This window comes from Dokdonella ginsengisoli (assembly GCF_042652785.1).
Taxonomy (GTDB): domain Bacteria; phylum Pseudomonadota; class Gammaproteobacteria; order Xanthomonadales; family Rhodanobacteraceae; genus Dokdonella_A; species Dokdonella_A ginsengisoli.
Genome location: NZ_JBHSHD010000007.1, coordinates 286,644 through 298,781, shown reverse-complemented (window position 1 = coordinate 298,781; position 12,138 = coordinate 286,644). Strand labels below are relative to the sequence as shown.

Below are 12,138 nucleotides of genomic sequence, written 5' to 3'. Positions count from 1 at the left end.
TGCCGGGGTCGTCGCCAGCACAGGTCCGATGTCGTCATGCAGTACCGCTTTGGTCGTTTTCGCCTGTCGCCACCGGCGCGAGAGTTCTGGCGGGACGACGTCCTCGAACCCCTGCCGCGCCTGCCGTTCGACTGCCTGGCGTACTTGATCGAGAACCGCGAGCGCGCCGTCGGCCGCGACGAGCTGGTGGCGGCCGTCTGGGGGCGCGTCGACATTCCCGACGCGCACGTGAGCCAGCTGATCCTGCGCCTGCGCCGGCTGCTCGGCGACGACGGCCAGGCGCAGCAGATGGTGCGCACGGTGCCGGGCTTCGGCTATCGCTGGGTGGTTGCGGTCGAGGTCGTGTCCGATCCGGCGCCGCTGCCGGCGGCCGCCGAAACGGTCGACGCCGGCGAGGCTGCGGCGGAAGTACCGGTCGCGCCGCCGGTTGCTGCGAGCGAGTCCACACCGGCCAGTCCGGCCGACGAGGCGGACCTCGCCCCGGCGGCCGCCGCGCCGGTGCCGTCGCCGCGCCTCCGCCGCTGGCTTCGCACCGGTCGGGTTCCGATGGGGATTGCCGCCGCGCTGGCGCTGGTCGCCGCCGGCCTGTGGCTGCCGCGTGGGCCGACGCAGGTCGCTCCCGCCGACCACGGCAGCGACGTGCGCGTCAGGGAAGTGCTGATGGTGCTGCCGTTCGACGTCGACGCGCCGCGCGAATCGGGCTGGGTCCGGCTCGGCGCGATGGACCTCGTCGCCGAGCGGCTGCGCAGCGCCGGCCTGCCGGTGCTGCCCAGCGACAGCGCGATGGCGGTGCTGCGCGGCTTGGCGCCGGACGCCGGCGCGCCGAGCCTGGACCGGCTCGATCCGCGGCTCGGTGTCGGCACGATGGTGCAGGGCAATGCCACGCGCTCGCCGCGAGGCTGGGACGTGGTCCTGGCCGGCACGCTCGCCGACGGCAGGCAACTGCGCGTACAGGCCAACGACACCGACGCGATCGCCGCCGCGCGCCGCGCGGCGGACCTGTTCCTGCGCGACGGTTTCGGCAAAGCGGTGCCGGCGGGCGAGAGCACGAACCCGGAAGACGATGCGCTGCTCGGCCGCCTCAGCGAAACGCACGCGGCGATGCTGGCGGGCAGCCTCGAGCAGGCGCGCGCGGTGCTGGACGCGCTGCCGGCATCGCAGGCGACCGATCCGCGCGCGCAGATCCAGCGCGCGCGCCTGGACCTGCTCGGCGGGCGCCTGGAGGAGGCGCGGCGCGAGCTGGACGCCGCGCTCGACGGCGGCGCGCTCGACGCCGATTCGGCGCTGTACGGCAGCGCCCTGAGCGTGCGCGCCAAGCTGCACTACCGCGGCCGGCGCTTCGTCGAGGCCGAGCGCGACTACGGCAAGGCCATTGGCGTCCTGCAGACCGCCGGCTCGCCCGACGAACTGGGCAATGCGCTGGCCGGGCGCGCGATCGCGCGGACGGTGCTGCGCCAGCTCGACGCCGCCGCCGCGGACCTGGGCCAGGCGCGGATCCAGCTGCAGCAGGCCGGCGACCGTCCCGGCCTGGCCCAGGTGGACATGTACTTCGGCGTGATCGAGGGCGAGCGCGGGCGCTTCGAGGCGGCCGTGCCGTACCTGGCCAAGGCCGCCGACACCTTCGACGCGTTCGGCGTGGTCGAGCGTACCGTGGCCAGCCTGCACGCCCTGCTGGATGCGCAGATGGAATTGCTGCAGTGGTCCGACGCGCTCGCCACCAGCGACCGCCAATGGGCGCTGCGCGAACGCGTCGGCGATCCGACCCTGGCGCTGCTCGTGACCACGCGGCGCGGGCGCGTCCTGCTCGGCCTGGGCCGCCATCGCGAGGCCCTGCAGCTGGCGTCGCAGGCGCAGTCGCTGTCGGACGGGCTGGGCGAGCAGAGCCTGCGTTACCTGTACGACTTCCAGACCGAGCTGGCCTGGAGCCTGGGCCAGTGGAAGGCCGCCGTGGACGCCGCCGACCGCGCGCTCGCCGCCTGGCCGCAGGAGCCGACCGCGCGGCGCCGTGCGTACCTGGTGCTGCTGCGCCAGCGTGCGCTGCTCGCCGACGGCCGCGCCGATCCGGCGCAGATCGAGCCGCCGCTGCAGCTGGCCGATTCGCATCCGGCCCACGCCATGCTCGAACTCGCGCGCGCCGAATGGGCCGCGCACCGGCGCGACGAAACCGAGGCGCGGCAGCGTTACGAAAAAGCCCTGGGCCTCGTCACGGAGGAGGGCGGGCCGTCCCGTCTGGTCGCCGTCGCGGTGTCCTATGCCGACTGGCTGCTCGGCGGCGGCCGGCTCGAGCAGGCCAGCGCGCTGGCCGGACGCACCAGCGTCTATGCGGCGCACGACTACGACAGCGCGCTGATGCAGGTCGCCGTGCTGCACCGCTACGAGCGCCGTGACCTGTGGAAGGAAGCGCTGCAGCAGGCGCGCCGGCTGGCCGGCGAGCGGTCGATCCCGGCCGCGCTGATGCTCGAATCGAGCGCGCGCACGGCCAGCGCGGCGCGCTAGCCGCCAGTCGGAAAACGCAGCCGAGGCGCGGCCTTGCGCCGCTGTCACACGGATTCAACCGCCGTGTAACCGCCGTGTGATGCCTGCATAACCGGCCGCGATTGCCGCTTGCACCGCCCCCGGCGACGATCCGGTCGAGCCGGTTCGAACGAAAGCCGGCCACGTCATTCCATGACCGGGGAGGTCGCCGTGCTGCATCGCATCGTCCACGTCTTGTTTCTCGCGCTGTGCCTGATGGCGGTGCATCCGGCCGCGGCCGTCGCGTCCGCATCGCGGGTGGACGAAGCGGGCGTGCTGTTCGACCAGGCCCCGGGCTTCGACGGCGAGCTGATCGAAGTCAGCGGTTATTCGCGCACCCAGGACAGCCTGCGCTCGACCGAGGCGGCGGACGACTTCGCCGTCTACGACGCCGACGGCTGGAGCGTCGAGACGGTCTACCTGGTCGCCGGGGGCAACTGCGACCAGCCTGGCTGCGACCGCGGACCCAGCCGCTTCGTCAACCTGAAGATCGTCCCCGACGAGCGCGGCCGCCCGGCGGCGACGCCGGTGTGTTCGCTGGAGAACGCGCCGGCGACGTTCCCGGCCACGCCGTTCGGGGCGGTCTTTCCCTCCGCCGCGGTGAACTTCCCGGCGCCTTGCGCGCTGCCGCCAGGGCGCTACTGGATCGTCGCGCAGTTCGTCGAGCACGAGCGGTTCGACGCGCATACGCGCCTGGGGCACTCCTCGTACCTGTACGCGTTTCCGCAGGAAACCGTCGCGGTCGGCAGCCCCGGCCTGTTCCGCTACAGCTTCGGCTACGCCGCCGATCCGATCTGTCCGGAATGGGAATGGGTCGGACGCTGCTTCGAGGCGTCGGTGCTGCGCTCCGAGCCGGAGAAGGTCGACTACGCGTTCCGCATCGCCGGCCGGCGCGGCCGCACACCGGGCGAGGTCGAGTTCAGCCTGACCGCCACGCCGCACGATCCCGAACGGCCCGACGCCTGCGACGGCACGCCGCGGATCGAAGCCGCGCCCGGCGATCGCCTCAACCTGTGCTACCGCCTGAGCAACCGCAGCGGCAGCGACCTGAGCGTGCACGAACTGACCGGTACGGCGCCGGCGACGGCGGAATCCTTCGAGCAGCACCTGGGCCTGGCGCAGACCTGGCAGATCAACCGCGTCGTCACGGTCGAGGACCAGCCGCAGATCGTCTCCAGCTGGACCGCGCGCGATGCGCGTCCGGGCTACGTCTGGAACGACCGCGTCGCCGCCCAGTACCTGGACCTGTCGCAGTCGGAAAGCGCGCGCCGCGGTGTGTCGTTCCTGCAGCTTCCGTTCGCGATCGATTTCTTCGGCGCGCCGAGCCGGGTCGTGTGCATGATGGAGAACGGCTATCTCTACGTCATTCCGCACGACAACCCGGTCTACTGCCGTGAATCGACGCTGCCGGCGCAGCCGCTGCCGGCGGTGCTGCCGACGGCCGAGCCGGCGATCCTGCCGTCGTGGCTGGACCTGGCGCCCGGACCGACCGCGGCCAGCGCTACCTACTTCGACGTCGTCGGCAGCGAACCGGGCCAGCGCCAGCTGGTGTTCGAGTGGCGCGACTACGCGCGCTACCAGGCCGGCGGAATCGAGCCCGGCACGATCACCTTCGAAGTGAAGATCGACGAAGCCAGCGGCGCGATCACCTTCCTCTACAAGGACATGCTGTTCGCCGACAGCCTCTCGCCGGCCGGCGACCACGGCCAGTGGGCCGCGGTCGGTCTGCAGCAGGACGCCGGCCACGCGCTGCAGTATTCCTATCGCGAGCCGTCGCTCACCGACGGCAAGGCGATCCGCTGGCAGCCGACCGTACCGCGCAGCTACAGCGCTTCGGCGTCGCTGCAGATCGACCTCGGCGCGCCACGGCTCGCGCTGGAAACCGCGGCGCTCCAGGCCAGCGCGCCGGCCGGCGGCAGCACGCGCCAGACGCTGCGCTTGGCCAACCAGGGCGATCGTCCGTTGCGCTGGAACCTCGACGAGATTCCCGCCGCCGCTTCCGCGCGGCCGGCGCCGGCCGCGGCGTCGGAGGCCGGGCTGCCGCCGGTGCCGGCCTACGCGCTGACCGTCAGCAACCCGCGCCTGCAGCCGGAGCTGGTGTCGACCGACCTGGCCGCGCAGGGCGACGGCGTCGAGGTGATCCTCAGCCCGGCCGAGTTCGCCTACCAGGAAGGGAGCGCGGCGTTCTGGCCGTACGTGGGCGGTGCGTTCCTCGGCAACGATTTCAGCCGCCTGTACCTGCTCGACATCGTCGGCGCACTCAGCGTCGTCGACACCGCCAGCGGTGCGCGCAGCACGGTCGCCGAGCGCATCCTGCCGCGCATCGGCCAGCCGCTCTATCCGTGGTTCGCCGGCCTGGCCTGGGACGACGTCGCGCAGACGCTCTACGCCAGCGGCTGGATGCTCGATCCGGACGACGAGGACGGCTTGCGCAGCCGCCTGTATCGCATCGATCCGGTGGCCGGCACCGCCGAAGCGGTCGGCGACGTGCAGAACGACGTCGAGTTCGCCTTCGTCGCCGTCGACACGGACGGCCAGATGTACGCGGTCGACCTGCACACCGACGTGCTGCTGCGGGTCGACAAGGCCACCGGTGCGTACGAGGTCGTCGGTCCGCTGGGGGAGGACTTCCCCTGGTACGACGGCCTGCTCGATCCGCGCGACCGCTATCCCGGCCCGGGCGCCGGCCTGGCCTTCGATCCGTCCACGCGCACCTTGTGGTTCTGGTCGAGCCCGGACTTCAACATGTTCACGCCCGACGATCCGGGCCTCTACACGATCGACACGCATACCGGTACGGCCACGCGGGTGTCGCCGTACAGCTCGGCGATCGCCAACGTGCTGGCCTTCGCCATCGCCGTGCCGTACGGCGACTGCGCGCGGCCGGGCGAGGTGCCGTGGCTGTCGTTCGCCACCGGCGGCGACGTCACCGCGGCCGGCGCCGCGGCCGAGGTCGCGATCGATTTCGACGCCGGCGGCCTCGCGCCCGGACGCTACACGGCCAAGCTGTGCATCGACAGCAACGATCCGCAGCACCGCTACCGGCCGGTGGCGGTGCCGGTCGACTTCACCGTGACCGGCACCGACGCCGACATCTTCGCCAGCGGCTTCGACGAACAGCGATGAGCGCGGCGGGTCGCGGGCGGAAGCGTCGCCCTGCGCGCATGCGCGAACAGACCGATTCAGCCGGTGGCGTCCCCAGCGGACGCCGCCTTCCACGGGGTTTGCAACCATGAACAATCGCGTGTGCTACAGCCTGCTGGCCTGCTCGATCGGCCTCGCCCTGTCCGCGGCGGTGCCGCTGCCGGCGGCGGCGTCCGGCGTCGAGAGGCGGGCGTTGATCGAGGCGAGCGATACCGGCCGCTATCTGGTGACGTTCGAGGAAGCGGGATTGCTGCATTACCTCGGCGGCGCGGGCGGATTGGCCGCGACCGCGCCGGCGGCGACGGGCGCGCGCAAGCTGGAGGCGGATTCGGCGCCGGCGCGCGCCTACGCCCGTCATCTCGACACGCAGCGCGCGGCGCGCGTGGCGACGATCGAGCAGGCGCTGGGACGCCGGCTCGACGTGCGGCACGCCTACGGCATTCAGCGCAACGGCATCTCGGCGCCGATGAGCCTGGAGGAAGCGCAGCGCGTCGCGCGCCTGCCCGGCGTGGTCTCGGTGCGGCCGGTGCGCCGGCTCGCGCCCGGCACTTTCCGCGGCCCGACGTTCATCGGCGCCGACGCGATCTGGAACGGCGAGGGCGTGACGGCCACGCGCGGGCAGGGCGTGCGCGTCGGCGTGATCGACACCGGCGCGAACAGCGCGCATCCCTCGTTCGCCGACGATGCCGCCTGCGGTTTCGACGGCACTCATCCGAAGCTGCGCGCGTTCGACTGCAATGTCAGTTCCGCCGGCCATTGCGACGGACCCAATCCCGAGGCCGGCTTCCTCGTCGAGGGCGACGTGCTCGGCCACGGCGTGCACACGGCGAGCACCGCAGCCGGCAACCGCGTGGACAGCAGCGCGGCGCCGCCGCCGGACCTGCCCGAGGGAGTGGCCATGTCGGGTGTCGCGCCGTGCGCGGCGGTGTACTCCTACAAGGTCGCCAACGACGACGACGGCGGCATCTACGACGACTCGATCGCGGCGGCGATCGAAAGCCTGGTGGTCGACCAGATCGACGTCGCCAACTATTCGATCGGGCCGACCTGCGGCGGCGGCTCGCCGTGGCAGGACATCGACGACCGCAGCTTCCTCGACGCGGTCGCCGCCGACGTCTTCGTCGCCGCCTCGGCCGGCAACACGCGCTCGAGCTGCCAGGATCCGGTCGGCCGCGTCTCGCATCTCGGCCCGTGGATCACCACCGTCGCGGCGTCCACGCACGATCGGCTGCTCGCGCCGGCACGCTTCACGCTGACCGGCCCGGGCACGCCGCCGCCGCCGTTGCACGAGCTGGGCGTGGTCCCCGCCGCCGAGGTCGACCTGTCGGCGGTGGCCGATCTGGCCGGCGTGCCGATCCGCACCTATCCGGACAACATCGCCGGCTGCAGCGAAACCGGCGCGTTCCCGGCCGGCTATTTCAGCGGCGCGATCGCGCTGGTCCGCCGCGGCGCGACGCCGCCGGCGACCACCGCATGCAGCTTCGTGGAGAAGGCCGCCAACGCGGCGGCCGCCGGCGCGCGGGTCGTGCTGATCGCCAACGACCGCAACGACGCGACCGTGATGAGCGCGCCCGGTGCCACCGCCGCGCTGTTCAAGATCAACGATCCGCTCCTCTCCGACGCGCTGATCGAATTCGTCCAGGCCCATCAGCAGGCGCCGGTCGAGGGCCGCGTGTTCGCCGACGGCTTCGACGGCGCGGCGCAGGGTGCCGGCGCGGTCGGCGATTTCCTCAAGGCATCCGCGGTCGCCGGGCGGCCGGGCGACGTGCTGGCGGATTTCAGCTTCCGCGGCCCGACTCCCGAGCCGTATTCCGCCCTGACCAAGCCGGACGTCAGCGCGCCCGGCGTGGACATCTACGCCGCCGGGCGCGTGCAGGACGGCAACTACTTCGCGATGAGCGGCACCTCGATGGCCAGCCCGCACGTCGCCGGCGCGGCCGCCCTGCTGCGCGCGCTGCATCCGGACTGGTCGGTGTCGGAGATCAAGTCCGCGCTGCAGACCACGGCGGCCGGCGGCGGCACGCAGGAGGACGGCGCGACGCCGTGGAACGCCGACCAGGTCGGCAGCGGCCGCATCGATGCGGGCCTGGCCGCGCGCGCCGGCCTGACCCTCGACGAGAGCTACGAGCGCTATCTCGCCGCCGACCCGTCCGGCGGCACGCTCGATCCGAAGGCGCTCAATCTCGCCTCGCTGCGCGAACTCAAATGCGCGCCGCAGTGCAGCTGGACGCGCACGCTGCGCAACCGCCTCGGCGGCGACGGCAACTGGACCGCGACGGCGGAGATGCCCGGCGTCGAGGTGACGTTCAGTCCGGCGACGTTCGCGCTCGGCAGCGGCGCGACGCAGACGCTGGAGATCACCGTCGAGCCGACGCGCACCCTCGGCGAGCCGACCTTCGGCCGCATCGTGTTCAAGGAGGCGAACGGGCTCGCGCCGGACCAGCACTTCACGCTGGTGATCGGCAACGAGCCGGGCATCGGCATCGGCTGCCGCAGCGGCGAGTGCGAGTTCCGCCTCGACTCGCTGGCGATCGACTACGAAATCCTCGCCAACGACGCCGAGTTCGTCTGGCTCAACCGCTTCACGCCGGCGCCGACCGATTTTCCGATCACGATCCGCTCGATCACCACGCTGATCGACATGCAGGTGGCCGGCAACGACGAGGGCGACCGCATTCCGGTGCACGTCTACCAGGACGACGATTCCGATCCGAGCAACGGCGCGGCCCTGGTCGGCTCCTACATCGACTTCGCGCTGCCGGCGCCCGGTCCGGTGCCGGTGTTCACCACCATCGAGCTGCCGACGCCGATCGTCGTCGATGGCCCCGGCGACGTGCTGATCGCGCTCAGCAACATGCGCACGGCACGCAACGCCACGCGTTCGATGACTGCCGACGTCGGTCCGTTCAAGGGCCGCTCGTGGATCGGCTCCCTCTACGACGCGCCGGCCGGCGCGGTGCCGGGCCTGGGCGAAAGCGACGTCGGCCTGCGCCTGGCCAACCAGCCGGGCTGGGGCGGCAGCGTGCAGGGCAACTGGATCATCCGCGCCAGCGGCACCAACGCCGCCGGCAAGACGATCGAACTGGGCGTAACGGACGAGCCGGCAGGGCCGTGACGCCGGCGTCGAGGCGAACACACAAGCAAGCGCCGCCGTCCGCACGCATCGCGCGACGGCGGCACCAGCGCATCGGGGGTTGTCAATGAAAGTTCGGAATGGATCGTCGCTGCGGACGCCCGCGGCCGTGTTCTGCGCAGCGACCGCTGCGGCGCTGCTCGGCGTCGCCGCGGCCGGCGCCGCGCCGGCGGGCACACGTGCGGGCGCCACGACCAAGGCGGCCCACGCCGCGGTGAAACTGAGCGCCGCCGCCGGCCAGCTCAATGGCTCGGAACTCGGCCTCACGGTCGGACTCACGCTCAACGGCGACGGCTCCAGCTGCGGCACCGACACCACAGTAGTCGCGCAGGTCGGCGACAGCGTCGACTTCTGCTACACGGTCACCAACCATTCGGCGGTCGAGGTGGCCTTCAGCACCCTGCAGGACAGCGTCGACGGCGTCGTCTTCGCCAGCCAGCCGACGCCGATCGCGGCCGGCGGCGGCACCTACGTCCATCACCGCAGCGTGGTCGCGCGCGACCTCGGCGACTTCACGCACACGGCGACCTGGAAGGCCTTCGGCGGCGACCTCGGCTACAGCGCCGACGACACGGCGGCGACGCCGTTCGTCGACATCCGCCAGACCGGCACGCCACTGGTGCCGGGCGACAACCGCACGGTCGCGATCGCGCTGCCGTTCGCCTTCACGCTGCACGGCGTGCCGTCGGACACGCTGTGCGTCGGCGACAACGGCGGCCTGATCTTCGGCCGCTCCTTTCTCGCCTGCGAGCAGCTGAACCTGTACTGGAACAACGTGCCGCTGCCGTCCTACGACATCGGCGGCGCGACGATCCTTCCGCACTGGGACGATTTCACCTCCGGCGGCCTGGCGCCGCTCACCGACGGCGTGCACTGGCAGGTGCGCGGCGAGCCCGGCGCACGCGAGCTGATCGTGCAGTGGAACAAGCCGAAGGTGAGCTGGCCGGACTACACGCCGCAGCGCGCGAACTTCGAGGCGATCCTGCGCGAGGACGGCACGCTCTCGTTCGTCTACGACAGCCTCAGCTTCGGCGCCGCCGCCAGTCCCGGCTGGGACAATGCCGGCAGGGCGACGATCGGCCTGCAGAACGCCGATCGCTCGATCGTCAACCAGTATTCGTACGCGACCGCGTTGCCGCATCTGCCGCCGTCGGCGATCGACTGGCACTGGAACGCGACGGTGCTCGTCGCGCAGGCCGGCGTCGACGTCGAGGTCAGCTCGGCGGTGCTCGCCCTGACGCCGGCGTCGATTGACGAGGCCGCTCCCTCGGGCAGCAGCACGCCGGTGACCACCGCGCTGGCGATCGGCAACGACGGGCGCGTCGACCTGGACTGGAGCCTGGACGAACTGCCCTCGTCGCGCGCGCATTTCCCGCGCACGCAGCGGCAGATCGCGCCGAGGGCGGCTGCGATGCTTTCCGGCACGCGCATGGCGCCGGAAAGCACGGCCGGCGTGCCCGCCTACCTGTTCGGCAGCGAGCCGCGCCAGTACTTCTGGTCGCTCGACCTGCTGCGCCCGGAAACCCTGACCGCCCTGCGCATCGGACTGCCGGCCGAGATCTCCGGCACGAGCTTCGCCGACAACGACTTCAGCAAGCTCTACGTGATCACCTTCGACGGCAGCTTCGGCAGTGTCGATACGCTCGTCGGCGACCTCACGCCGATCGGCCAAGCCACGCCGGACCCCGCCCGCGTCGGCTGGCGCGGCCTGCGCTGGGACGCCAGCAGCGGCCGGTTGTACCTGACCGACCTCACCCGCGACCGCACGTCGCGGCTGTACACGATCGATCGCGCGACCGGCGCGACCTCGCTGGTCGGACCGCTCGCCGGCAGCGGCCTGCCGCCGCAGATGAACGTGTCGGCGGTGGCGATCGCCCCGGACGGCCTGATGTACGGCGTCGACGGCGAAACCGGCACGCTGCTCGCCATCGACAAGGACACCGGCGCGGCAGCCGCGATCGGCTCGCTCGGCCTCGAGCTGCCGGTGCCGATCGGCCTGGACTTCGCCGGCGGCGGCATGCACCTGGATTTCGATGCGTCGTCCGGCGTGCTGTACCTGGCCGCCAACGAGCAGTACCGCCAAGGCAACGACGCCGCCTTCGCCACCAACGTCTACGCGGTCGATCTCGTCGACGGTGCCGCGCAGCCGATCGGTCCCCTGTTCGGCTCTCCCAGCCAGGGCATCCGCGCGATGGCGATCGCGCGTCCGTCGCGGACCTGCGTGCTGCCCGGCGAGGTGCCGTGGCTGTCGGTCTCGCCGACCAGCGGCACCGTCGTTGCCGACGCGCCGCCGACGCAGGTGACGGTCACGCTCGATCCGAGCGGCCTCGCCGACGGCCTGCATTCGGCCGACGTGTGCCTGAGCAGCAACGATCCGCTGCGCCGCCGCGTCGGCGTGCCGGTCGAGTTCACCGTCGGCACGATCGCGCCGTCGGTTTCGGTGGCGCCGTCGCCGCTGCGCGTCGCGGTCGCGGCCGGTGCCTCGCGCATCGAGCCGCTGACGATCGCCAACGACGGCACTCCCGGCAGCCGCCTGAGCTACCAGATCGTCGAAGCGCCGGCCGACTGCTCGGCGCCGGGCGATGTTTCCTGGCTGCGCGCGATGCCGGCCGGCGGCGAGCTTCGCGCCGGCGAATCCGCGCCGCTGGCGGCGGTCGGCTTCGACGCCGGTGCGCTGGAGGAGGGCAGCCATGCCGCGGTGCTGTGCGTGCTCAGCAACGATCCGGCGCAGCCCTCGATCACGTTGCCGGTGGAACTGACCGTGACGCCGCCCGATGCGCTGTTCGCCAGCGGCTTCGAGACGCCCGGCGACGGCGGCGAACCGCGCCCTGGCCTCTACACCGATCGCGCCACGTTCCTCACGCGCGTCGAGCCGGGCTACTTCGACAACCCGTTCACCAACGTCACCGTGAACAGCTTCGGCATCGGCTACCGCTACCGGCAGGGCGAGCTCGCCTACACGCTGGCGACGGACCTGCTGCCGATCGACGGCGGCGGCTTCCTCAGCTACACGATGCCCGGCGTGATCACCACGTACGACGCGCGCGCGAAGATCGTCGTCACGTTCACCGGCGGCGAGGTGACCGCGGTCGGCGGCAACTTCTGGGCGACCGACGTCGACGAGATGCCGAGCCCGATGAACGTCACCGTCACGCTCGGCGACGGCACGCAGGAGACCTTCGTCGCGGCCGGGCGCTCGGAATTCCGCGGCTTCACCACGACGGCGCCGATCGCCAGCGTCACGATCGAGTCGCAGGATTCGATCGCGCCGACGATCTTCAGCTGGACCGTGATGGACAACCTGATCGTCGGCCGCAACGCGTTTGCGGAATAGGGCGGCGCGCCCG

Annotated in this window: 4 protein-coding genes; all 4 read left to right on the top strand. The window is 72.2% G+C overall.

Annotation, left to right across the window (positions count from 1 at the left end):
- Positions 1-36 precede the first annotated feature (36 nt).
- The 4 genes from ACFO6Q_RS08950 (at position 37) to ACFO6Q_RS08935 (ending at position 12,125) form a co-directional block, all read left to right on the top strand.
- Positions 37-2,496: a winged helix-turn-helix domain-containing protein gene (locus tag ACFO6Q_RS08950; RefSeq protein WP_380020304.1), complete on the top strand. Its 2,460-nt coding sequence runs from the start codon at positions 37-39 to the stop codon at positions 2,494-2,496.
- A gap of 171 nt (positions 2,497-2,667) precedes the next feature.
- Positions 2,668-5,640, top strand: coding sequence for an NHL repeat-containing protein (locus tag ACFO6Q_RS08945; protein WP_380020303.1), 2,973 nt, complete (start codon positions 2,668-2,670; stop codon positions 5,638-5,640).
- A gap of 106 nt (positions 5,641-5,746) precedes the next feature.
- Positions 5,747-8,773, top strand: coding sequence for a S8 family serine peptidase (locus tag ACFO6Q_RS08940; RefSeq protein ID WP_380020302.1), 3,027 nt, complete (start codon positions 5,747-5,749; stop codon positions 8,771-8,773).
- A 127-nt stretch (positions 8,774-8,900) separates the two neighbouring features.
- Positions 8,901-12,125 (top strand): NHL repeat-containing protein, encoded by a 3,225-nt coding sequence (locus ACFO6Q_RS08935; protein WP_380020301.1) that lies wholly within the window; start codon positions 8,901-8,903, stop codon positions 12,123-12,125.
- The last annotated feature ends 13 nt before the right edge of the window (positions 12,126-12,138 follow it).

Excerpts from the sequence above, each read along its gene's own strand:
- ACFO6Q_RS08950 (WP_380020304.1), top strand. The coding sequence starts at position 37 with ATGCAGTACCGCTTTGGTCGTTTTCGCCTGTCGCCACCGGCGCGAGAG.
- ACFO6Q_RS08945 (WP_380020303.1), top strand. The coding sequence starts at position 2,668 with ATGACCGGGGAGGTCGCCGTGCTGCATCGCATCGTCCACGTCTTGTTT.
- ACFO6Q_RS08940 (WP_380020302.1), top strand. The coding sequence starts at position 5,747 with ATGAACAATCGCGTGTGCTACAGCCTGCTGGCCTGCTCGATCGGCCTC.